Source organism: Weizmannia acidilactici, from assembly GCF_008974185.1.
GTDB lineage: Bacteria > Bacillota > Bacilli > Bacillales > Bacillaceae_C > Weizmannia > Weizmannia acidilactici.
In genome coordinates this window covers 1-24415 of record NZ_BKZP01000030.1, presented here as the reverse complement: position 1 = coordinate 24415, position 24415 = coordinate 1, and the positions used below count along the sequence as shown (strand labels likewise).

At 46.8% G+C, this 24415-nt stretch carries 21 protein-coding genes and 1 pseudogene; 19 read left to right on the top strand and 3 right to left on the bottom strand.

What is annotated here, in order from left to right; genetic code table 11:
• Window positions 1-178: 178 nt before the first annotated feature.
• Entirely contained in the window at window positions 179-1423 is a 1245-nt protein-coding gene (gene purD, locus BpJC4_RS12370) for a phosphoribosylamine--glycine ligase (RefSeq protein ID WP_151681142.1), read from the top strand.
• A 50-nt stretch (window positions 1424-1473) separates the two neighbouring features.
• On the opposite strand, the gene BpJC4_RS12365 is transcribed toward purD, so the two are convergent.
• Window positions 1474-1704 carry a YgaP family membrane protein gene (locus BpJC4_RS12365; protein ID WP_151681141.1) on the bottom strand — a complete coding sequence of 77 codons (231 nt, stop codon included), beginning with the start codon at window positions 1702-1704 and terminating at the stop codon, window positions 1474-1476.
• Window positions 1705-1812: 108 nt separating this feature from the next.
• Between BpJC4_RS12365 and BpJC4_RS12360 the strand changes: the two genes are divergently transcribed.
• The 3 genes from BpJC4_RS12360 (at window position 1813) to BpJC4_RS12350 (ending at window position 5203) form a co-directional block, all read left to right on the top strand.
• Window positions 1813-3555 (top strand): adenine deaminase C-terminal domain-containing protein, encoded by a 1743-nt coding sequence (locus BpJC4_RS12360; RefSeq protein ID WP_151681140.1) that lies wholly within the window; start codon window positions 1813-1815, stop codon window positions 3553-3555.
• Window positions 3556-3771: 216 nt separating this feature from the next.
• Window positions 3772-4797 carry a DUF3048 domain-containing protein gene (locus BpJC4_RS12355; protein ID WP_151681139.1) on the top strand — a complete coding sequence of 342 codons (1026 nt, stop codon included), beginning with the start codon at window positions 3772-3774 and terminating at the stop codon, window positions 4795-4797.
• Between the two features lie 70 nt (window positions 4798-4867).
• The gene (locus BpJC4_RS12350) at window positions 4868-5203 is read left to right on the top strand and encodes a YerC/YecD family TrpR-related protein (RefSeq protein WP_151681138.1); all 336 of its coding nucleotides are present in this window, start codon (window positions 4868-4870) and stop codon (window positions 5201-5203) included.
• A gap of 132 nt (window positions 5204-5335) precedes the next feature.
• Here BpJC4_RS12350 and BpJC4_RS12345 read toward each other — a convergent pair whose 3' ends face one another.
• Complete coding sequence (locus BpJC4_RS12345; RefSeq protein WP_151681137.1) at window positions 5336-5530, bottom strand: hypothetical protein; 195 nt, start codon at window positions 5528-5530, stop codon at window positions 5336-5338.
• A gap of 16 nt (window positions 5531-5546) precedes the next feature.
• On the bottom strand, window positions 5547-6809 hold the full coding sequence (locus BpJC4_RS12340; protein WP_151681136.1) for a helix-turn-helix domain-containing protein: 1263 nt from the start codon (window positions 6807-6809) through the stop codon (window positions 5547-5549).
• A gap of 480 nt (window positions 6810-7289) precedes the next feature.
• Between BpJC4_RS12340 and pcrB the strand changes: the two genes are divergently transcribed.
• From pcrB to BpJC4_RS12270, 15 genes and pseudogenes are all read left to right on the top strand, one after another.
• The gene (gene pcrB, locus BpJC4_RS12335; protein WP_151681135.1) at window positions 7290-7985 is read left to right on the top strand and encodes a heptaprenylglyceryl phosphate synthase; all 696 of its coding nucleotides are present in this window, start codon (window positions 7290-7292) and stop codon (window positions 7983-7985) included.
• Between the two features lie 38 nt (window positions 7986-8023).
• Window positions 8024-10249 carry a DNA helicase PcrA gene (gene pcrA / locus BpJC4_RS12330; protein WP_151681134.1) on the top strand — a complete coding sequence of 742 codons (2226 nt, stop codon included), beginning with the start codon at window positions 8024-8026 and terminating at the stop codon, window positions 10247-10249.
• A 75-nt stretch (window positions 10250-10324) separates the two neighbouring features.
• Window positions 10325-12331, top strand: a complete 2007-nt coding sequence (ligA, locus tag BpJC4_RS12325; RefSeq protein WP_151697974.1) for an NAD-dependent DNA ligase LigA — start codon at window positions 10325-10327, stop codon at window positions 12329-12331.
• Between the two features lie 39 nt (window positions 12332-12370).
• A complete protein-coding gene (locus tag BpJC4_RS12320; RefSeq protein WP_151697973.1) occupies window positions 12371-13537 on the top strand; it encodes a CamS family sex pheromone protein in 1167 nt (388 codons plus the stop codon).
• A gap of 511 nt (window positions 13538-14048) precedes the next feature.
• Window positions 14049-15644, top strand: coding sequence for a malate synthase A (aceB, locus tag BpJC4_RS12315; protein WP_151681131.1), 1596 nt, complete (start codon window positions 14049-14051; stop codon window positions 15642-15644).
• A 112-nt stretch (window positions 15645-15756) separates the two neighbouring features.
• On the top strand, window positions 15757-17034 hold the full coding sequence (gene aceA, locus BpJC4_RS12310; RefSeq protein ID WP_151681130.1) for an isocitrate lyase: 1278 nt from the start codon (window positions 15757-15759) through the stop codon (window positions 17032-17034).
• Window positions 17035-17326: 292 nt separating this feature from the next.
• Window positions 17327-17461, top strand: a complete 135-nt coding sequence (locus BpJC4_RS16850; protein ID WP_259371269.1) for a hypothetical protein — start codon at window positions 17327-17329, stop codon at window positions 17459-17461.
• Window positions 17431-17598, top strand: a pseudogene (locus tag BpJC4_RS12305) (transposase); the annotation flags it as partial. The gene BpJC4_RS16850 and the pseudogene BpJC4_RS12305, both read left to right, overlap by 31 nt.
• Window positions 17599-17795: 197 nt before the next feature.
• Window positions 17796-18086: an Asp-tRNA(Asn)/Glu-tRNA(Gln) amidotransferase subunit GatC gene (gatC, locus tag BpJC4_RS12300; protein ID WP_151697972.1), complete on the top strand. Its 291-nt coding sequence runs from the start codon at window positions 17796-17798 to the stop codon at window positions 18084-18086.
• 12 nt (window positions 18087-18098) lie between these two features.
• The gene (gatA, locus tag BpJC4_RS12295) at window positions 18099-19556 is read left to right on the top strand and encodes an Asp-tRNA(Asn)/Glu-tRNA(Gln) amidotransferase subunit GatA (RefSeq protein ID WP_151681128.1); all 1458 of its coding nucleotides are present in this window, start codon (window positions 18099-18101) and stop codon (window positions 19554-19556) included.
• 12 nt (window positions 19557-19568) lie between these two features.
• Window positions 19569-21002, top strand: coding sequence for an Asp-tRNA(Asn)/Glu-tRNA(Gln) amidotransferase subunit GatB (gatB, locus tag BpJC4_RS12290; protein ID WP_151681127.1), 1434 nt, complete (start codon window positions 19569-19571; stop codon window positions 21000-21002).
• Between the two features lie 244 nt (window positions 21003-21246).
• A complete protein-coding gene (locus BpJC4_RS12285) occupies window positions 21247-21453 on the top strand; it encodes a hypothetical protein (protein ID WP_151681126.1) in 207 nt (68 codons plus the stop codon).
• A gap of 429 nt (window positions 21454-21882) precedes the next feature.
• Window positions 21883-22221, top strand: coding sequence for a thioredoxin family protein (locus tag BpJC4_RS12280; RefSeq protein WP_253693790.1), 339 nt, complete (start codon window positions 21883-21885; stop codon window positions 22219-22221).
• Between the two features lie 192 nt (window positions 22222-22413).
• A complete protein-coding gene (locus BpJC4_RS12275; RefSeq protein ID WP_151681124.1) occupies window positions 22414-23211 on the top strand; it encodes an arylamine N-acetyltransferase in 798 nt (265 codons plus the stop codon).
• 256 nt (window positions 23212-23467) lie between these two features.
• Window positions 23468-24382 (top strand): diacylglycerol kinase, encoded by a 915-nt coding sequence (locus tag BpJC4_RS12270; RefSeq protein ID WP_151681123.1) that lies wholly within the window; start codon window positions 23468-23470, stop codon window positions 24380-24382.
• The last annotated feature ends 33 nt before the right edge of the window (window positions 24383-24415 follow it).

The window sequence follows — 24415 nt, the reverse complement described above, 5'->3', positions numbered from 1 at the left end:
AACACGGCGAGGCAACGAGCCGATTCCTGCTTATCGTAGGGAGAAGGACAAGAAACACTCCAGCCGATAGGCGCCGGAGCTGGATAAATAGAAAAGTGAAGGCGCTCCGGCCAGCCTCCGCAATCAACAGTCAGGAAAGTTTACGAATCTATAGACAGGATAAAGGGGCCACGATAAAATGAAAGTACTTGTAATTGGGAGCGGAGGCCGCGAGCATGCGGTCTGCCAAAAAATTGCAGAAAGCCCGCTTGCCGATAAAGTTTATTGCGCGCCGGGCAACGGTGGTATCGCGAATATTGCCGAAACGGTTCCGATTCATGAAATGGATATCGTTTCCTTGGTTGCTTTTGCAAAAGAAAAGGGCATCGATTTGACGGTTGTCGGCCCGGAAGCCCCGTTAAGCGCGGGGATTGTGGATGAATTCCAAAATGCCGGCCTGAAAATTTTCGGACCGACCCAAAAGGCGGCAAGAATTGAAAGCAGCAAAGCTTTTGCAAAAGAATTGATGCAAAAATATGAGATCCCGACCGCGGATTACCGCTTGTTTTCCAGCTATGAAGAAGCGGAACGATATATTGAAGAAAAAGGCGCTCCAATCGTCATCAAAGCTGACGGGCTGGCAGCGGGGAAAGGCGTTACCGTGGCGATGTCTTTGGAAGAAGCACGGGAAGCGCTACGTGCCGCTCTGCTCGAGCAAAAATTCGGGGATGCCTCCAAGCAAGTGGTCGTAGAAGAATTTTTGGAAGGGGAAGAGTTTTCCCTGATGGCGTTCGTCAATGGAGAAAATGTTTTTCCGATGGTGATCGCGCGCGATCATAAGCGTGCCTATAACGGCGACAAAGGCCCGAATACAGGCGGGATGGGCGCCTACTCCCCGGTTCCGCAAATTCCCGATGAAGAAGTGGAAAAGGCGGTGGCAGGCATTTTACGGCCGGCCGCGAAAGCACTGGCACAAGAAGGCAGCCCGTTTACAGGGGTTTTGTATGCAGGGTTGATCCTTACCCGGAGCGGCGTGAAAGTGATCGAGTTTAACGCCCGTTTTGGCGACCCGGAGACACAGGTAGTGCTTGAACGGCTCAAATCCGATTTGGTACAGATTGTGCTTGACCTTTTACATGGAAAAACACCGGACATCCAATGGAGCCCGGATGCGGTTTTGGGCGTTGTCATTGCGTCAAACGGCTATCCCGGCCATTATGAAAAAGGCGTGCCGCTTCCCACGCTTGCGCCGCTGGAGTCCTTCGTTTTCCACTCCGGTACGCGGGTTGCGGACGGCAGGCTCGTTTCCAACGGTGGCAGGGTCCTTTTTATCGGTAGAAAGGCCCGCACGCTGGAAGAGGCAAGGAAACAACTGTATAACGAATTAGACGGCTTGAATTTTGAAGGGTTTTTCTACCGGAATGATATTGGCAAGAGAAAATAGGCTTTACGCCCCGGACATCCGCAAAGGCCGGAAAAACAGCCGGCCTTTGTTTACCCTTCACTTTTATCCGTATTCATTTGCTGGTTTTGAAGAAAATCCGTCACAGGGCAGTAACGGACAATTCCTTCCCCGACTTTCATCGCACCCATAAACGCTACCATTAAGTATGTGCTGCACCACGGTTTTCGCGATAATTTGGCCGTCGCCCAGGCAAGCGAGGTAAGGCCACACGTAATCCGGATCAGTGCATTCATAATGCCAATATTTGGGGCTATCTTCATTGCTGCAAGTCTCCTTTTTGCATGTTTTCAAATTTCTTTACTGCTTTAATGGCTAAAATATGGTAAAATAATTTTATATTAGGGTTCCCCCTAGGGAGGAATGACAAAATGCTTGACCAACGCTACAGATGGAAAAATAAACAAATCAGAGAGCACGTTGCCGTACTCGACGGCAATTTGGCGCCTACCATGGTTTTAAAAAATGCCCGTTTTCTGCATTCCACGTTAAGAAAGTGGATATCGGGGCATATTTGGATATATCAGGACCGCATTGTATATACCGGGGATAAACTGCCTGAAAATCTGGCCGGTTGCGAGGTTGTGGATTGTTCGGGCCAGTGGCTGGTGCCCGGGTATGTTGAACCGCATGTCCACCCTTTTCAACTATATAATCCCCAATCCTTTGCCCTTTATGCAGCCCAAACAGGGACGACAACATTGATTAACGATAATCTTATGCTCGTTTTATTGTCGGACAAAAAGAAAGCGTTTTCTCTCGTGCAAAGGTTCCGCCATTTCCCTGTCACAATGTATTGGTGGGCCCGATTCGACGGACAGACGGAACTTGCAAATGAAGAAATGATTTTTTCACATGAGAGCGTGAAATCGTGGCTTGAACATGATGCTGTGCTGCAGGGAGGGGAATTGACGGGCTGGCCGAAATTGGCGGACGGCGATGACTTGATTCTTCACTGGATCCAGGAAGCAAAACGGATGAGAAAGAAAATTGAAGGGCATTTTCCAGGTGCATCGGAAAAAACATTGGCAAAAATGATGCTGTTTGGGGCAGACTGTGACCATGAAGCAATGACGGGAAAAGAAGTGTTGAACCGGCTGATGCAGGGTTACACGATATCTCTGCGTTATTCATCGATCCGCCCCGACCTGCCTGCTTTGCTGGACGAAATAAAAACGCTCGGCATTGACCAGTATGATCAAATGTTTTTTACAAGCGATGGAAGCTCGCCGGCTTTTTACGAGCAGGGCGTGCTTGACAGAATGATCAAAATCGCGATGAAACACGGGGTTCCGCCGGTTGACGCGTATTTGATGGCAAGCTACAATGTGGCCCGCTATTATAATATCCAGCATTTGCACGGTATGATTGCCACGGGCAGAGTGGCGAGCATCAATTTTCTCGAAAGTGAAACGAATCCGGTACCTGTCTCTGTCCTGTCTAAAGGGATATGGATGAAAAAAGACGGGAAAGCAGTAGAACAGGAGGAACCGATCGATTGGGAATCGTTTGGCCATGGCCCGCTCCAGCTAGAATGGGATCTTGAGTATGATGATTTGCAATTCTCCATGCCGTTCGGGATTGAGATGTCCAACAGCGTCATTACGAAGCCGTACTCGATTACGTACGACGTTTCATACGATGTGCTGCCTGACGATTACGAAGATAATTTTTTGATGCTGATGGATAAAAAGGGAAAATGGCGCATCAACACATTAATCAAAGGGTTTGCAAAAGGCCTGATGGGGCTGGCGTCATCCTACTCGTCCACAGGGGATATTTTATGCATCGGCAAATCTAAAAGCGACATGATGCTGGCCTTTAAACGGATGAAAGAACTGGGCGGCGGCATCGTAATTGCGGAAAAGGGGGAGATCGTCCATGAAATCCCGCTCCCGGTCGGCGGAATCATGTCGGATCAAAATATGGAAGATTTAATCGGGCAAATGAAAAAGTTCGCTGAAGTCCTGAAGAAGCGCGGTTACCATTATGATGACCCGATGTATTCTTTGCTCTTTTTATGCGCAACCCACTTGCCTTACATCCGGATTACTTCAAAAGGAATGTACGATGTCATGAAGAAAACAATACTCTTTCCAACTATAATGCGTTAAAATAATAAAGTATCAACTATTCAATATTTAAGAGCGGGAGAAATGGGCAGCGCGGTTCTGCTGGTTATCTTTTTCCCGCTTGAAAAAAGGGAGATGGTACTTTCGAAAAAGGGAATGCATTCATTTTGCCGCAGGACCAGACCCTGCGCCACAGCCGGCCCATCTTAAAAAGCGGGGGTTTTTTGGAGTTTAGAAAGAGCGATTGGAGTTGCAAGGATGAAAAAGAAAAATTTGATATGGATGCTTGTGCTCTTGTTTGTCCTATCGGCTTGCGGCCGCCAAAACAGTACCGGCACACAGCAGGAGGAAAACGGAACAGGCGCTAAATCTTTGCAGGCGACGGAAAAGAGATGGACGGAACCATTAACGGGCCTTAAGACAAGCAGTAAACCCGATAGGCGTGCTGTTGCCGTCATGGTGAACAACCATCCCCTTGCACGCACGCAATCGGGGCTGTGTTCGGCCGATATTGTTTACGAAGCACTTGCGGAAGGGAATATTACCAGGTTCGTTGCTATTTTTGAGAGTGATATGCCGTCCAACATCGGCCCTATCAGAAGCGCCAGGCCATATTTTATTAAACTGGCGAAAGGTTACAACGCTTTATATATTGCACACGGCTACAGCCCGGGGGCGAAAAAACTACTCGATTCGGGTTATGTCGATGAGCTGAACGGCATGCAGTATGACGGCACCCTGTTTTACCGCTCATCTGCAAGAAAAGCGCCGCATAATTCCTACATCACTTATAAAAATATTTTAAAAGGCGCCAAAGAAAAAGGCTATGTGATGGACAATGCACCGTCTCCGCTACCTTTTATGACGGAAAAAGAAGTGAAAAACATCTCGGGGATTTCAGCCGGCAAAATCAGCATCCGTTATTCAAACCAAAGCAATTTAAACGCCGAGTACCGTTATGATGCGGAAAAACAAAGGTATACCCGTTACTCAGGCGGCGTGCAGACAGTGGATGCGAACAACAATCAGCCGGTTTTGATCGATAATTTATTTATAGTGGCCGCTAAGCACAAACTGATCGACAGTTACGGGCGCAGGGATATTGATTTAACATCCGGCGGCAAAGCGTATTTGATCCAGAAAGGGAAGCTACAGGAAGTCGAATGGGAAAACGACAATGGCAGGATCCTACCGTATAAAGACGGTGAGCCGATCAAATTGGTACCGGGAAAAACGTGGATTAATATTGTCCAGAGCCTGGGCAGTGTGACGGTATCCGATTAAACGCAAAATGAATGGCCAGCCGGCCGGGTTGCGCCGGAAAGCAATGGAGCAAAGGAGAATGTAAAGGTTTATGCAAATTGATAAATTACGCGGAAGAGCGCTTGACCAATTGTTTGAAGCGATTTTGTCGCTTGAAACCATAGAAGAGTGCTATCGCTTTTTTGATGATTTGTGCACCGTCAATGAAATACAGGCAATGACGCAGCGCTTGGAAGTGGCGAGAATGCTGCGTAACGATAAAACGTACCATGCCATTGAGACCGAAACAGGCGCTAGCACGGCCACCATTTCACGCGTCAAACGCTGCCTCAATTACGGCAACGATTCATATCAAATGGTCCTCGACCGCATCGAAAAAAAGCACAAACAGGATAACAATGCGGAAGAAAACGAAACAGAAGAATAACAGCTGAAAAAAGCTCTCTTCATTTTGAAGCAGAGCTTTTTTCACGCAAAAAAAAACAGGCGAACATCCGCCTGTTTCAAAATATTAGAATTGAAAGTGAACACAAGATTAGGGTGGTTAGGAGTATAGCAATTATAATACCCGTGGTTCTGCTTCATAGTTTGGTTTTGCACTAAGAGCAAGTGCCGTCGGGGATTTTACAACTAGTACCCGTGGTTCTGCTTCATAAGCAACTTTTTTAGTGTGTAATGCTGTGCTCTCCAATTTAACAAAAGAAGAAGCAAACAAAACAGATACAATACCAAAAATTACAAAGTATTTTTTCATTTAAACTACCTTCCTTTCAAATTTCTATGATTTTGTTATATGATTCTATTGCTACTTTAAAATAGATCGTGGCAAGTTTATATTTGTGATTTTCTACATAAAAGTCCCCAAGCATTTCAGTATATGTTGTCAAGCGTGCATAATCTTTTTGTTGTTTTAAAATAGGAATAAAATCTAACAATGTTTTCTCAAATTCTTCATATTCTTCGTTAAGCAGGAACTTATATACCGTAAGCTCATAATAGAATATAAGATAGTTATCTTTTCCGATTTTATCCAACCAACCAAGTCCCTGCATGACCTTTCCCAATGCTTTTTCATAATGTGAGCTTTTGTAATATTCCTCAATAATTGAGATAAGGGCAAGCAGACGAACTTCAAAATGAGAAGTTTCTTCTTTTATTATTTCTGCATAATGGGAAATTGCTTCTTCTCTGTTATTTTGGACGGAGTGTAAATGCCCTAAATTTTGATGCACTAATCGAATAAGATCTTTCCTTTTGGTAAGTTCTGCTAATTTTTGCGCCAACTGATAGTTTTGAATTGCCTTATCATATTGACGAATTCTTCGAGATGAAATTCCAAGGATAATGTGGCATTCGGCACATCTTTCAAAATGATAGTTTTGCTTATAATATTCAAGAGCTTTAGCAGCATAATTTTGCGCTTCTGAGGTTAACCTCAACTTGCTGCATGTAACAGATAAAGTATAGGAAAGGTCGGCTTTTTCTTCTTCTGATATATTTGTTTGGATACTAATGTTGTCTGCAAGTGTATAATATTGAAGCGCATTTTGCTGTTGATTAATCATAGAATAATAGTTTCCATTAAATTTCAGCCAGTAATATTTTTGTATTGGATTGAAAGTTGAACTGATTTCTCTAAGTTTATCTATTTGTTGTTTAGCCAGATCATAAGCTTCGATTTTCAAATAATACCGGACCAGATGGATTTTCCATAAAACCGAAAGTTCCATATCCTGCATATTCTCTGCAATTGGAAAGATTTCTTCATAAGTTTTTTTGATTAAATCCGTATCCTTTGATGTAAGCAGCAAATGAAACCAGTCTTCACATTTCTTCTTAATGTTTGCATCTGCCTGGCTGGTTAAGTCAATTCCAAGGCGTGCGCTTAAAAGTTTGATGACATCTTCATGCGGTTCAATTTTTCCATTCTCGATTTTCGATAAATAAGAAGTGGAAATGATCCCGTCTGCCAATTCTTCCTGTGTCAAATTTTGCTGTATGCGGTGCAGCTTGATGATGGATCCCACGTTCATGTAGATCACCCGGGCTCATGCGTTTTACTTTTATTATACTAAATTGAATAAAAGTCTGATAGTTTGTTCCGGGAGAATGGGTATCCGAAATCTGGATGTACTTTTCCGGCTACCGTTTCTTTTCGTTTCTTTCCTTCAGAAACAAGTCCAATTTCTGAATGAGCGCGTCGATGTCTTTCTTCGTGATCTTCATTAACATCATCTGATCATCCATATCATCCAGCCCCCCTTGGAAAATTTAATAGAATTCTCATATTTTTATATTATCATGATTTTGCACGGACGGACTTGGGAAAGTAAGCGCGGTATTTGACAGTAATAGCAAAAATTCTTTCCGGTTTTCCTTTTTGAAAAGTGCGAAGCGTGCCGGCAAAAGCCGATTGCTGTTATATTTTTCCTAGCCGAGGAAAAGCTTTTTTGCGCAAGCCTGCAAATGCTATAATGGGCTATGATGGATGAAGAATGGAGGATTTCCGGTTTATGTACGATGTGCGCGAATGGCGGCATGCCTTCAAATTGGATCCGAACAAGGAAATTTCGGACAACGACTTGGAAAAAATTTGCGAGTCTGGGACCGATGCAATCATCATCGGCGGGACGGACGGCGTGACGCTCGACAATACGCTCCAACTGATGTCAAGGGTAAGGAGATACGCAGTGCCGTGCTGCCTGGAAGTGTCGAACTTGGACACGATCACGCCCGGCTATGATCTGTACTTAATTCCAACAGTCTTAAACAGCAGAAGTACGACATGGATCACCGGTGTCCACCATCAGGCTGTAAAAGAATACGGCGAGCTGATGGACTGGAACGAGATCTTTATGGAAGGCTACTGTATTTTAAATCCTGACTGCAAAGCAGCCCGGGCGGCGGAAGCAGATACCCGCCTTGATGATGAAGATGTCATCGCTTATGCGAGGATGGCTGAGCATATGTTCAAGCTTCCGGTTTTTTATTTGGAATACAGCGGATTATACGGGGATAAAAATCTTGTTGAAAAAGTCAAAAACGTGCTTGAAAAGGCAACTTTGTTTTACGGCGGCGGCATCCGCACAGCACAGCAGGCAGCGGAAATGGCGCAGGTTGCGGATGTGGTTGTTGTCGGCAATGTTGTCTATGAAAATATCCAGGAGGCCGTAAAAACGGTCCAAGTTGTGAAGCTAACGGAATTGTGATAAAATAGGAACAAATGTTCTTTTGTGGTGGTGAAACTATGCAATTTTTAACTGACCGCCTTCTGAACGGACTGAACCCGCAGCAGAAAGAAGCGGTCAAAACAACTGAAGGCCCGCTTTTGATTCTCGCCGGGGCGGGAAGCGGCAAAACGAGGGTGCTGACCCACCGCGTCGCTTATTTAATGGTGGAAAAAGGCGTCAACCCGTATAATATTTTGGCAATTACATTTACGAACAAAGCCGCGCGCGAAATGAAGGAAAGGATTGCCGGCATTATGGGGGGCGCCGCCGAGGAAGTATGGATTTCTACTTTCCACTCGATGTGCGTGCGCATTTTAAGAAGGGACATCGATCGGATCGGTTTTAACCGCAATTTTACGATTCTTGATTCAACCGACCAATTATCGGTCATCAAGAATATTTTAAAAGAAAAGAATCTCGATCCGAAAAAATTTGATCCGCGTGCGATTCTCGGGAAAATCAGCAGCGCAAAAAATGATCTCATCGATTACGAACAGTACGCAAAGCATGCCGGCGACTTTTTTGACCAGGTCGTAAGCGATGTGTATGAAGCTTACCAAAAACGGCTGAGGAAAAACCAGTCGCTTGATTTCGACGATCTCATCATGATGACGATCCAATTATTTAAGCGCGTCCCGGAAGTCCTCGAATACTACCAAAGAAAATTCCAATACATTCACGTTGATGAATATCAGGATACCAATAAATCCCAGTACACACTTGTAAAACTTCTGGCGTCGCGGTTCCAGAATATTTGCGTTGTCGGGGATAATGACCAGTCGATCTACCGGTGGCGCGGCGCGGATATCATGAATATTTTATCGTTTGAAAAAGACTATCCGAACGCGAAAGTTATTTTGCTTGAACAAAATTACCGCTCCACAAAGAAAATTTTGCAGGCCGCCAATAAAGTGATAGAAAACAACGCAAACCGGAAAAAGAAAAACTTATGGACGGAAAACGAAGAAGGGCAAAATATTGTCTATTACCGGGCGGACAGCGAACAGGCGGAAGCACAGTTTGTCGCCGGAAAAATTAAGGAACTGACGGCGTCCGGAAAACGCAAATACTCCGACATTGCCGTCCTGTACCGCACGAACGCCCAGTCCCGCGTCGTCGAAGAAGTGTTCATGAAATCCAACATCGAATACAATATCGTCGGCGGCATCCGGTTCTATGACCGGAAAGAAATCAAAGATATTTTGGCCTATTTGCGGCTGATTGCCAACCCTGATGATGATATCAGCCTGCTTCGAATTATCAATGTGCCGAAACGCGGCATCGGCTCAACTTCGATGGATAAAATTGCGCGCTATGCAGCGGACCAGGATATTTCTTTATTTGCCGCCCTTCAGGATACTGATTTTATTGGCCTCAGCCCGAAAATCGCCAAATCCGCCCGAGAATTTTACGAGTTTATCCGCAATTTCAACCGGATGCAGGAATATCTGTCCGTCACTGAACTCGTGGAAGAACTGCTGGAGAAGTCAGGATACCGCGAAGCGCTCAAACTGGAAAAATCGATTGAAGCCGAAAGCCGGCTTGAAAATATCGATGAATTTATTTCGGTTGCGCAGGAATTTGAGAAAAATAATGATGATAAAAGTTTAATCTCCTTTTTGACCGATTTAGCGCTCGTTGCCGATATTGACCGGCTGGATGAAGAAGATGTGCCGAAAGATGCTGTAGTGTTAATGACACTTCATGCGGCAAAAGGGCTTGAGTTTCCGGTCGTCTTTTTAATTGGAATGGAAGAAGGGGTCTTTCCGCACAGCCGTTCCCTGATGGATGAAGCGGAAATGGAAGAAGAAAGGCGTCTCATGTATGTCGGTGTAACGCGCGCCGAAGAAGAACTGTACCTTACGAATGCGCAGATGCGGACGCTGTACGGGCGGACAAATATCAATCCGGTTTCCCGGTTTATTAGTGAAATTCCGGAAGAATTAATTGACCAGGCCAACCGGGAGGAAGAAGACGGTCTTGATTTCCGTTCCCCTTCTTCACGAAGCAGCGAAAGAATGCAGCGGAGGCCGATGGTGCGTCCTGCCGCCCATCAAAAACAAGGGGCTGAGAAACTTTCCTGGAATGTGGGCGATAAAGCCGAACATAAAAAATGGGGAATTGGCACCATTGTCAGCGTCAAAGGAGAAGGAAAATCGCTCGAACTCGATATTGCATTCCCGAGCCCTGTCGGCATTAAAAGGCTTTTGGCAGAATTTGCGCCGATCACAAAAGTAGAATAGAATAAGTCTAGCCAACGAACGGGAAAAGCTGGCGGCCCCACACCGCCAGCATCCTGATGGAAAGGATTGTTGCACATGGATTATAATGCGGCAGCCAATCGGGTGATCGAACTGCGCAAATTGCTCAACCAATACAGCTACGATTATTACGTCCTTGACCGTCCGACTGTCCCGGATTCAGAATATGATAAGCTTTTGCGTGAGCTGCAGGAAATCGAAAATACATATCCGGATTTGATTACGCCGGATTCGCCAACGCAAAGGGTCGGAGGAGAACCTTTGTCCGGGTTTGCCAAAGTGGTCCATGACATCCCAATGCTGAGCCTGGCAAATGCCTTCAACGAAGCCGATTTGCGGGATTTCGACCGCAGGGTCAGGGAGGCTGTAGGGGATTCGTACGAATATGTCTGCGAACTGAAAATAGACGGGCTGGCCATCTCCCTTAAATATGAAGATGGTTTGTTTGTGCAAGGATCAACAAGGGGGGACGGCACGATAGGCGAAGACATCACGGCCAACCTCAGAACCGTCCGCTCCATTCCACTCCGGCTGAATGAACCGGTCACGATTGAAGCACGCGGCGAATGCTATATGCCGAAAAAATCTTTTGAGGCATTGAACCGTATCAAGGAAGAGAACGGTGAAGAACCTTTTGCCAACCCACGGAATGCGGCAGCCGGATCGCTGCGCCAGCTCGACCCGAAAATTGCGGCATCGAGAAACCTTGATACGTTTATGTATGCGATCGGCGATACAAACGGTTTGAATATTCTGACCCATAGTGAAGGGCTTGATTTTCTTGAGAGGCTCGGTCTGAAGGTGAACAAAGAACGAAGGAAATGCCGGGATATAGGGGAAGTGCTGCAATATATCGCAGAATGGACGGAAAAACGTCCGAACCTTCCTTATGAAATTGACGGCATCGTCATAAAAGTGAACAATTACGCCCAGCAGGCCGTCCTCGGTACGACGGTCAAAAGCCCGCGGTGGGCAATTGCTTTCAAGTTCCCTGCCGAAGAAGTCGTAACGAAATTAACCGGCATTGAAGTGAAGGTGGGACGCACCGGTGTTGTCACGCCGACAGCGATTCTGGAACCGGTGCGTGTGGCGGGTACGACCGTCCAGCGGGCAACGTTGCATAATGAAGATTTAATCCGTGAAAAAGATATCCGCATCGGCGACTATGTCGTTGTGAAAAAAGCGGGCGACATCATTCCGGAAGTGGTTCGCCCAATCGTGGAGCGGAGAAACGGAAACGAGCAGGAATTTTTTATGCCGACACATTGCCCGGACTGTGGCAGCGAACTTGTCCGGTTAGAGGATGAAGTGGCGCTCCGCTGCATCAATCCGAATTGCCCGGCGCAAATTCGTGAAGGGCTAATTCATTTCGTGTCAAGGGATGCGATGAATATCGAAGGACTCGGCGAAAAAGTCATCAGCCAGCTGTTCCGGCATGAACTGATCCACGATGTGGCGGATATTTATCGGCTGAAAAAAGAAGAGCTATTACAACTGGAAAGAATGGGGGAAAAATCGGTTTCCAATCTGCTGGCCGCGATCGAAGCTTCGAAAGACAATTCGTTGGAAAAACTGCTTTTCGGGCTTGGCATCCGCCATGTCGGCGCTAAAGCCGCCAAAATATTGGCGCAGCAGTTTGGAACGATGGAACGCTTGTCCGGAGCGACGCGTGAAGAACTGGAAGCCATACCGGATATCGGCGAAAAAATGGCTGATTCCATTGCCGCTTATTTTGAAAACGAAGAAGCCGAAGCTTTAATCCGTGAATTGAAAGAGTTAGGCGTCAATATGGCATATAAAGGCCCCAAACCGGCCGATGCGGATCAGCTGGAATCGCCTTTTGCCGGCAAAACGGTGGTGCTGACCGGGAAACTGTCGCAAATGACACGTAATGAGGCAAAAGAAAAGCTCGAAGCGCTCGGGGCAAGCGTTACGGGCAGCGTCAGCAAAAAAACCGATCTTGTCATTGCCGGCGAGGATGCAGGCTCCAAGCTTACAAAGGCAGAACAGCTCGGCATTGAAATTTGGGATGAAGCGTCGTTTTTGGAACATCTCAAATCATAAGCAAGGGAAAGCGAGAAATGAAAAGGTGGAACAGGCAGTATGAAAAAATGGTATCCCCTCATATTATCTATGGTTTTACTGGCGGGCTGTACGCCAAAATTCGGTTCAGATGACAAAGTCGTCCAGAAAAGCAACAATAAAAAAGAAACATCCATCGTGACGAGTTACCAGATTTCAGACCAATATTATAAAAACATTTACCCGTACAAAACGAGCAAATCAAGGGGGCTGGTCGTCAGCAATTTAAACACTTCTTATGATATTGAAGAGTTTGAGACCGGCCTGATGCGGGTGGCACAGCATAATTATTCCCCTGATGACTATCTGTTCCAGGAAGGGCAGTATCTTTCCTCGGATACAATTACAAAATGGCTGAACCGCAAATATACAAAAAGCCAGCTGAAAAAGAACGGTTTGAAGGAAAAAGACAATGTCGGGCTGAATCCGATGAACGATGGAAAGGGTTCGGTCCAGCAGCAAAATGAGAAAAATCCGATTTATCTTGCGCAAATATTGGAACAGGATTATTTGACGCAAGACAGCAAAGGCAACGTAAAGCTGTCGGGCGTTGCGATCGGGCTTGCGCTGAATTCTGTTTATTATTACCAGAAACAGAAATATGGCGCGACCTATGAGGTGAAAATCCCGCAGAGCACGTTAAACACAAAAGGGAAGCAGATTGCCCAGGAAGTTGTGCAGCGCTTGCGCAATATGAAGGCTTTGAAAAATGTCCCAATTATCATTGCACTTTATAAACAGCAAAGCAAAGATTCGGTCATTCCGGGGAATTATTTTGCTTACGCAACGGTTCCGGCAAACAGCACGACTGTTAATGACTGGAAAAATATTAATGAAAAATATTATTTGTTCCCTTCAAACAGCGCCACAAATGCGCATCGCGATGACGAGAAAACATTCGAGAATTTCAAAACGGACATCGAGGATTATTTTCCAAACTATACCGGCTGCATCGGCAGGGCGAGATACAGCAACGGGCAGCTTGTTGATTTAAGTATTGATATTCCTATCCAGTTTTACGGACAGGCGGAAGTCATTGCCTTTACGCAGTATGTGGCCGGGCTTGTCGTGAAAACATTCCCGGATTACGTCAACCTGCAAGTGAGCATCACGGCCAACAACGAACCAAAAGCGCTGATTGTCCGCGAATCGAAAGCAAAAGACCCGACCATCCATATTTATAACTAAAAAAGTGGCTGTCCCAAATTAAAACAAGAAATCCCGTCTAGAAAACAATTTCTCGACGGGATTTTTCCATTTTGGGGACCTTTTTTCAAAGGAGGCTGATCTTTCCTCCTGTTTCACGTAGGTTTAGGAAATCTCCAAAGACCGTATGAGCTAAATTTTCCCGTAGGATCGGCCCTTAGGAGCTATATCAAGACCGTTAGAGTAAATCTTCTCCGTAGAAATGGTCGTGAGGAGCTATATCAAAACCATAAGCGTAAATTTGCCCCGTAGAAACGGCCTTTAGGAACTTTATAAGGTACGTGCTACCAAGATTTTCGACTTAAAATAAGTTTGCTCAAACTGTTAGTGAACGGGCTTTTGGAACAGCTCCTTTTTAGTATGGCATAATTTTTAAAAAGGAAAACATTTTTTAAAAAATTTTATAAAAAAAGCTACCATTTTTATTTGTTCTGTTATATAATAAAAACACGTTAAGGATACTGTATTATAACAAAAGAAAGGGAGTGAGTGAATGGAGACCAAAGCACCAGGTATTACCGTAACGGGATCCATCCATGAGGGTTATGATGAAATATTAACCCCGGAAGCGCTGCAGTTTTTGGAACAGCTGGAGCGACATTTCGGAGGCAGGCGGCGTGAACTTTTGGAATACAGGAAACAGCGGGAGGAAGAAATCAAATCCGGAAAGCTGCCGCATTTTCTCAAAGAAACTGCTGCAATCCGCGAAGCCGATTGGACCATTGCACCGCTGCCTGAGGATTTGCAGGACAGGCGTGTCGAGATTACAGGGCCGGTCGACCGGAAAATGATCATCAATGCCTTGAATTCAGGCGCGAAAATGTTTATGGCCTGTTTTGAAGATGCAACATCCCCAACATGGGAAAACATCATCGGTGGCCAGATCAATCTACGGGATGCCGTCAATAGAACCATTATTTACACCGCCCCGAACGGGAAAGAATACAAGCTCAACGAAGAAACCGCTGTCTTAATTGTAAGGCCGCGCGGGTGGCATTTGGAAGAGAAACATATATTGGTAGACGGCAAACCGATGTCTGGCAGTTTAGTAGATTTTGGGCTTTACTTCTTTCATAATACCCGCAGGCTCCTGGAAAACGGCACGGGCCCGTACTTTTACCTTCCGAAAATGGAAAGCCATTTAGAAGCTCGCCTTTGGAACGATGTATTTGTCTTTGCGCAGAAATACATCGGCATCCCGAAAGGCACGATTAAAGCGACTGTTCTGATTGAAACGATCATGGCCGCGTTTGAAATGGATGAAATTTTATACGAGCTGAAAGAACATTCGGCCGGCCTCAACTGCGGACGCTGGGATTATATTTTCAGCTATATCAAAAAGCTGCGCCACCAGCCGCAGTTCATTACGCCTGACCGGTCTTTGGTCACGATGACGGTGCCGTTTATGCGGGCATATTCGCTTTTGACGATCCAAACATGCCACCGCAGGAACGCGCCGGCAATTGGGGGCATGGCTGCACAAATCCCGGTAAAAGATGACCCGGAAAAGAACGAAGAGGCGTTCCAAAAGGTCAGAGCGGATAAAGAGCGGGAAGCAAGGGACGGGCATGATGGCACATGGGTTGCACATCCGGGCCTCGTACCGGTCGCGATGGAAGCGTTCAACAAAGAAATGCCGCAGCCGAACCAAATTCACTCCGGCAAGCAGAAAGATCTCAAAGTGACAGCCGAAGACCTGCTGGCCGTTCCGGAAGGGGAAATTACGGAAAAAGGCATCCGCGAAAACATTTATGCGGGCATCCAGTACATTGAGTCATGGTTGAGGGGAAGGGGTGCTGTCCCGATCTCCAACTTAATGGAAGACGCGGCAACGGCCGAAATTTCGCGCACCCAGCTCTGGCATTGGATCCGCCATCCTAAAGGGGTGCTGTCTGACGGCAGGAAAGTGACATTTGAACTGTACGAACAGATCAAAGCGGAGGAACTGGAACGCATACAGCGCGAAACCGGCGAAGAATTTTTCCGCTCGGGACGTTTTGATGAAGCGGCCGAGTTATTCGATAAACTGATCAAAGAGGATCACTTTATTGAATTTTTAACATTGCCGGCATATAAATTGCTTGGCTGATAGCGCCATCCTGGCAGGGCAGAACAAAGGGAAAACGCGCAAGGCAAAATAGGCGGACAGTCCATTTTGCCGGTGTATTTACAATATATTGAAAAAATGGGAGGAATTTTCGATGGTAAATGAAAAAGCTCAGGAACTTCAGCGCAGCTGGGACAAAGATGAAAGGTGGCAGGGCGTTGTCCGCCCGTACTCTCCTGAGGATGTACTCAAACTAAGGGGTTCGGTGCAGATTGAATATACATTGGCACGCAGGGGAGCGGAAAAATTCTGGAACCTGCTGCATACGGAAGATTACATTCATGCTTTGGGAGCCTTAACAGGGAACCAGGCCGTCCAGCAGGTCAAGGCGGGATTAAAGGCGATTTATTTGAGCGGTTGGCAAGTCGCGGCTGATGCGAACTTGGCCGGGCAGATGTATCCGGACCAAAGTCTTTATCCGGCCAACAGCGTGCCGAGCGTTGTTAAACGCATCAACCAGGCACTGCAGCGCGCCGACCAGATCCACCATGCTGAAGGAGACGATCGTATCGATTGGTTTGCGCCGATTATTGCCGACGCGGAAGCCGGCTTTGGCGGTCCGTTAAATGTATTTGAACTCGTGAAAGCGATGATTGAAGCAGGCGCTGCGGCCGTCCATCTTGAAGACCAGCTTTCTTCCGAGAAAAAATGCGGCCATATGGGCGGCAAAGTGCTGCTACCGACACAAACGGCCGTCCGACATTTGATTGCGGCCCGCCTCGCTGCAGACGTAATGGGCGTGCCGACAGTTATCATTGGCCGCACGGACGCCAATGCCGCAAGCTTGATTACAAGCGATGTCGACCCTTATGACGCGCCGTTTATTACCAAAGAACGGACGCCGGAAGGATTTTACCGCACAAGGTCAGGTATTGACCAGGCAATTGCCCGCGGCCTTGCTTATGCGCCGTATGCGGATCTCATCTGGTGTGAAACGAGCGAACCAAATGTGGAAGAAGCGCGCCGGTTTGCGGAAGCCATTCACGAAAAATTCCCTGGCAAACTGCTCGCTTACAACTGCTCGCCTTCTTTCAACTGGAAAAAGAAACTTGATGAAAAAACGATCGCCAATTTCCAACAAGAACTTGCGCGCATGGGGTACAAATTCCAATTCGTTACGCTTGCAGGCTTCCACGCTTTGAACCACAGCATGTTCGAGCTTGCCCGCAATTACCGCGACCGCGGCATGGCGGCATACTCCGAACTGCAGCAGGCTGAATTTGCAAATGAACCATACGGCTACACGGCAACGCGCCATCAACGCGAAGTCGGCGCCGGATATTTTGACGAAGTATCAATGGTCATCACAGGGGGGACATCTACAACAACCGCGCTCGCAGGTTCCACCGAACAGGAGCAATTTACACATTAATAAAAAAGGGGCTGTCCCAAAGTCGGTAGATTGACGTAGGGGCACCCCCTTTTTTTATGTAAGGTAATGTTATCTGAGAATGTTGATGATCACGAAAAATTCACTCGCTTTCCGCACGCGTTGCCCCTCGCTCGTTCCTTATCACGAGGGGTCTCTTCTTGCTTGCTTTTCCCGCAGGTGTCTCGTAAATTTCGCGATCATCAACGCGTGATAAACGAAGAAAGTGCAAAAAACAACCGCCTTTTCCATTATAATGTAAGTGACTAGCAAACATTGAATGGAGGCGGTTTTTTTGAGCAACTATTCAGCTACTTTTATTGATTATAGCATGGGACAACTCATTCTTCCAAAGGATTTTAGCGACATGATTACAAAAGACCACGTGGCCCGTGTCGTCAAATCTACGCTTGGAGAAAAAAAGGGGTAGAAAGCGTGTTCGGTCATATCAAAGGCAATCGGTCGTTCCGCAGATTTTCATTGCGGGGGCTGGCCAAGATAAACATCGAATTCGGGCTGGTCGCCATCGTCCACAGCCTTCTGAAACAGGCGGAAAAGAACCGCTTGCTTCAGAAATAAGATCCGAAAAATGAGAAAACCTGTCGAGAAAGATGAATTTCTCAACGGGTTTTCTTGCTGTTTAAAAAGAGCTTTTGAGACAGTCCCTTTTTTGGGATCTGTTGCACCCCCCTTGCTTCATGGCAAGCTTTTCTGCTATGATCAATAGTATTGCAGGGTTCGATTTATGACGGAGGTGAAAGGATATGCCTGATATTTCGAAAGAGCAGGTAAAACACGTTGCCAACTTGGCGCGCCTTGAGATGAGCGAGGTAGAAGTCGAAAAATTCACGAAACAACTGGGAGACATTATTCATTTTGCAGAGTCTTTGAATGAACTCGATACAACCGGGGTTCCGCCGACCACGCATGTGCTCGAAATCCGCAATGTGATGCGCGAAGATGTGGTGGAAGAAGGATTGCCGCGGGATCTTGTGTTGAAAAATGCGCCGGATACCCAGGACGGGCAGATCCGCGTGCCGACAATCGTAGAATAAGGAGGGGAAAGCATGTCTTTGTTTGATCATAAAATTTCGGAACTCCATGAGTTTTTACATAATAAGGAAGTTAAAGTCAGCGAGCTTGTCGACGAAGCCTACAAGCACATTGCAGAAACAGACGGCAAAGTGAAGGCGTTTTTAACATTGGATGAAGAAAGGGCGCGAAAGGCCGCACAGGAAATGGACGATAAAATCGGCACCCCGGAATCCGAAAATGTGTTGTTCGGCATGCCGATCGGGATTAAAGATAATATTGTGACAAAAGATTTGCGGACAACCTGTGCCAGCAAAATCCTTGAAAACTTCGACCCGATTTACGATGCCACGGTAATGGAAAAATTACATAAGCAAAATACGATTACAATCGGAAAATTGAACATGGACGAGTTTGCAATGGGATCGTCAACGGAAAATTCTGCATTCCAAATCACCCATAATCCGTGGAATTTGGATACGGTGCCGGGCGGTTCTTCAGGCGGTTCGGCCGCAGCCGTCGCAGCAGGGGAAGTGCCGTTTGCGCTTGGTTCTGATACGGGCGGTTCGATCCGCCAGCCGGCAGCATTCTGCGGGGTCGTCGGGATGAAACCGACATACGGCCGCGTGTCCCGTTTCGGACTTGTTGCTTTTGCATCTTCTTTGGACCAGATCGGGCCGATCACCCGTACGGTAGAAGACAATGCTTATCTTTTACAGGCTATTGCCGGGCTCGACCCGCATGACTCGACGTCGGCCGATGTGGAAGTGCCGAACTATGTAGAGGCGCTGACCGGAGATGTAAAAGGCTTGAAAATCGCTGTGCCGAAAGAATATTTGGGCGAAGGGGTCGGCGAAGAAGCGCGCCAGGCTGTCCTTGATGCGTTGAAATTGCTGGAAAAACTCGGTGCCGCTTGGGAAGAAGTATCGCTGCCGCATTCGAAATACGGCGTTGCAACCTACTATCTGCTGGCATCATCCGAAGCTTCTTCCAACCTAGCCCGTTTTGACGGCGTCCGATACGGCTACCGCTCGCCGAACGCAACCAATCTGGAAGAACTGTATAAAAAAACCCGTTCGGAAGGTTTCGGGGATGAAGTGAAACGCCGGATTATGCTCGGAACGTTTGCACTGAGCGCGGGCTACTATGATGCTTATTACAAAAAAGCCCAGCAGGTCCGCACATTGATCAAAAAAGATTTTGACGAAGTACTGGAAAAATATGATGTCATCATCGGGCCTACTACCCCGACGCCGGCATTCAAAATCGGGGAAAAAATTGAAGACCCGTTGACAATGTACGCCAACGATATTTTAACGATTCCGGTCAACCTTGCCGGTGTGCCGGGCATTTCTATTCCATGCGGATTTGTGGACGGACTGCCTTTAGGGCTGCAGATCATCGGGAAGCACTTTGACGAAAGCACTGTGTACCGCGTTGCCCACGCGTTTGAACAGGCAACTGATTTCCATAAACAAAAACCGCAATTGTAAGGGGTGAAAAAGATGAACTTTGAAACAGTGATCGGGCTTGAAGTGCACGTTGAGTTAAAAACGGATACAAAAATTTTCTCGCCAGCGCCTGCGCATTTCGGTGCAGAACCAAATACGAACACGAACGTGATCGACCTCGGCTATCCCGGCGTGCTCCCGGTTTTAAACAAAAAGGTTGTCGACTATGCCATGAAGGCGGCAATGGCGCTAAACTGCGAAATCGCGACCGAAACGAAATTCGACCGGAAAAACTATTTTTACCCGGACAATCCGAAAGCATACCAAATTTCCCAATTCGATAAGCCGATCGGGAAAAACGGCTGGATTGAGATCGAAGTCGACGGTGTGAAGAAAAAAATCGGCATTACCCGCATTCACATGGAAGAGGATGCCGGCAAACTGTCGCACGCAGCGAGTGAAGGGTATTCGCTTGTCGACTTGAACCGGCAGGGGACGCCGCTGATTGAAATTGTATCGGAACCGGACATCCGCTCCCCTGAAGAAGCGTATGCTTACCTTGAAAAACTAAAATCGATCATTCAATACACCGGCGTTTCCGACTGCAAAATGGAAGAAGGTTCGCTCCGCTGCGATGCCAATATTTCGATCAGGCCGGTTGGGCAAAAAGAATTCGGCACGAAAACCGAGCTGAAAAACTTAAACTCGTTCAACTTTGTGCGCAAAGGACTCGCATATGAACAGGAACGTCAGAAACAAGTATTATTATCAGGAGGCGTGATCGAGCAGGAAACCCGGCGTTTTGACGAAGCAACCGGGAAAACGATTTTGATGCGTGTAAAAGAAGGTTCGGACGATTACCGTTACTTCCCGGAACCGGATCTTGTTGATTTGTACATCGATGATGAATGGAAAGAGCGGGTGCGCGCTGAAATCCCGGAACTTCCTGACGAGCGGAAAAAACGCTACACTGAAGCCCTCGGGCTGCCTGCCTATGATGCAATGGTGCTGACGCTGACAAAAGAAATGTCCGACTTCTTTGAAGCGACGATTGCCGCCGACGCTGATCCGAAGCAGGCATCAAACTGGCTGATGGGCGAAGTGTCCGCATATTTGAACTCGGCCCAAAAAGAACTGCATGAAATTGCGTTGACGCCGGAAAGCCTTGCCGGGATGATCAAGCTGATCGAAAACGGCACGCTCTCTTCGAAAATGGCAAAGAAAGTGTTCCGCGAGCTTGTGGAAAAAGGCGGCGATCCGGAAAAAATCGTTAAGGAAAAAGGGCTTGTGCAAATTTCTGATGAAGGCGAGCTGTTAAAGATTGTAACCGAAGTGCTGGATAAAAACGAGCAATCGATTATCGACTTTAAAAACGGAAAAGACCGTGCACTCGGTTTCCTTGTCGGGCAGGTTATGAAAGCGACAAAAGGGCAGGCCAACCCGCCGATCGTCAACAAATTGCTAATCCAGGAAATCAATAAACGCTGACCTCGTATTAAGCGGCGGGCATAGTGCCTTGCCGCTTTTTTTGGCTGTTCAATTTTATTGCCAATGATCGCGAATTTCCGAGACGCCTGCGGGATATTCAGGCCCTCGTGCCGAGGTACAGGCGGGGATGCCCGCGCGGATTTCGCGATCATCAATATTGGCCACGAACATAGCCTGTTGTTTAACAAAGTAAAAACCGGGTAAATAAAGAAAAGATCAAATAGAAAACGGGGGGCAGCAAACAATGTATGATGGCATTTTTGAGCTGACATCCACGTGTGCATATTGTCTGAAAAAAGCCGGGAAAGAGATCGATGCCGTTTTTCCGGTATATGATTGGAAAACGAACAAGTTGCTCGGCTATTATTGCAAAGACCATTTTTTAAAAGTCAAAATCCAAAATTTGCTGGAAGAAGCAATCGAAAAACAAGTTGATCCGGTATATCCATAAAAAGAGCGGGCATTGTAGGCAATGCTTACCGTGGGCGGATAGGGGCAGGCCGGGTCGGCATTACCACTTATGTTGTGCCGGAAAATGCGTTGTGGGTTTTTGGGAAGAATGTCTCAGCGCATTACGAAAGGCGTGTTCGACCTTGAAGGCTTGGAAAAAAGAACAGTTAAACTCTATGCATTTTTGGATGAAGCGGCACATAAATACGGCTTTGACCGCAGCTGTTGTATTGCAATCGGTTACTCAAACGGTGCTAAAATGTTTTTCTATTATGGCAAAAAAACGTTTAAAGGTGCCATCTTCCATCACCTGATGGTCCCGCGTCTTTGTCATCCAATGTGTACATCAGCAGCATGCAGGTCACCTGGAGAATGTGTCCAATATATTCTCGATGTTTTTTTCTAGGTAAAAAGGGAAGACCTGCCTTTTTTGGGAAAACTGAAAAGCCGCAGCCTCCGCTCCCTTGTACTGACAGAGGACTGGTGCGGGGATGCGATGTTGAATATCCCGATTCTCTTAAAAAGCGCGGAAGTTGCAGGCATCTGCGTAAAAATGGTTTACCACGATGACGAACTGATGGACCAGTACTTAACAAATGGATCCCGCCCGATCCCGTTTTTTATTTTCCTTAATGAACGAGGCGAAGAAGCTGCTGTCTGGATCCCGCGTTCCCCCTCTCTCAAAAAATCGTCCCCCACATGCGACCAGCAAAAAAATGATCTCCAAATTGACGGAAATTTTTACAGGAGATACGATTCTCCAGGATAATGTTTATAATAGTATTAAAGAGACGTTAACAACAGTATTAGGGTGGATAAACTGCTCTTCGCCGTACGTATTTTGGCTTGGCTTTGTGGCTAAAAATGCCGGTTATCGCGAAAACCGCTTATCCAACAAATAAAAAGGGTTTTCCCGCCCGAAAAGCGAATGGAAACTGAAAGACTCATGAGGGGGGAGGATATGGAAGCGCAAGTGGATGCTTATCTTCACTATTTAAAGCTTGAACGGGAAAAACCCGCTTTAAATTATTTGCAGCGGCTGATCCAGCACCATCTTTCCTGCGTCCCTTACGAAACATTCAGCAAATTCCATTATTTCCAGGAGGGTACTTTCATCCCTTCGTTTGATACGTTTGTTACAAATTTATGGGAAAAAGGCTGGGGCGGCACGTGCTTTACGCTGAATATCAACTTTGCGCGGCTGCTAAGGGCGCTCGGGTTCAACTGCTCGCTTGTACGTGTCGTGCCCGGCCATGTGGCGCTCATGGTGCTCCTGAATGGAAGAAAGCTGTATGTGGATGTCGGATACGGTTCCCCGATCATGAAGCCAGTCGAAATCGAGGCAAAACGTCGCCACGTGCTCCATGGTTTTGGCGAGGAAATCATTTTTACGCAACTGGAGACTGGCCGTTTTGAAATCGACCGCCGCTCAAACGGGAAGTCTTTTGTGAAAAAAACGATTGAATGGATGCCGCTTTCGGAAGGCGATATCCGGGAAGACATTCGGACGTCATACATTGATGACAGCGCGAATCAAACGATGCGCAGGGTGACAGCGGTGCGCTTCAACGGCCGGGAGTGCTATTATTTGCGCGACCGATCGCTCAAAATCATGAACTACCGGAACATCCGTGAAGTACAGATGAAAGATTTCGAACGCTGGAAAGAAACAATTGGCGAAGTTTACCAAATTGGGGAAGACTCCGTGCTTGAAACCGTGCAGTTTTTAAACCAACGGGGAATCCATTTGTTTGGTTAACCGGCTTTGCAGCATGGAGGGGCCGGTTTTTTCGTCCAAATATCCGGCTTTCCCGGCAGGTGCTGGATTTTTTGTTCAAAAAGTTGTATGATAATTCGGTAGACATTTACAGTACGGTATTTTTATGCAGCATGAAAGGACAACTTCAGCGGACAGTTTCCGCCATTCGGACTTTTTTCGGCCTGTATGCGGAAACTGTCCGTTTGCTTGCAATACATAAATCTCATGTGTAAGAACATGTATAAGGATGATTGGAATGAAACGAGCGAGAATTATATACAATCCGACTTCCGGCCGTGAAGCTTTTAAGCGCCATCTTCCGGACGTTCTGCAAAAACTTGAAATGGCGGGGTATGAAACGTCCTGCCATGCGACAACAGGGGCGGGGGATGCCACTAAAGCGGCAAGAAAAGCGGTCGAACGCCGCTTTGACATTGTCGTGGCGGCCGGCGGGGACGGTACCATTAATGAAGTGGTCAACGGCCTCGCCGAGCAGGATTACCGGCCGAAACTCGGCGTCATCCCAATGGGCACAACAAACGACTTTGCCCGTGCCCTGCAGATTCCGCGGGATGTGGCCTCGGCGGTTGATATTATCGTAAAAGGGGATACGCTCCCCGTCGATATTGGCAAAATGAACGACAAATATTTTATCAATATCGGCGGCGGCGGGCGGCTTACCGAATTAACGTACGATGTTCCAAGCCGGTTAAAGACGATGCTCGGCCAGCTCGCTTATTATTTAAAAGGGATTGAAATGCTGCCATCGATCCGCGCAACGGAAATGACGATCGAATATGACGGTAAGCTGTTTGAAGGCGAGGCGATGATGTTTCTGATTGGCTTAACGAATTCCGTCGGCGGTTTTGAAAAACTTGCCCCGGATTCATCGGTCAATGACGGTCTGTTCACGTTAATGATCTTGAAAAAAACGAATCTGGCCGAATTCATCCGCATCGTAACCCTTGCTTTGCGCGGTGAGCATATCAACCATCCGAACTTGATCTACACATCCGCAAGCCGCGTCAAAGTCAAGTCGCCTGAGAAAGTTTTATTAAACCTGGACGGCGAATATGGCGGGGAAGCTCCGGCTGTATTCGAAAATCTGTACCGCCATCTCGAAGTTTTTGTGCCGATTGACAAAATCCGCCCGCAGGATAAAATCGACTAACAATACGATTGTTTTTACGGTAACCTGCCAATA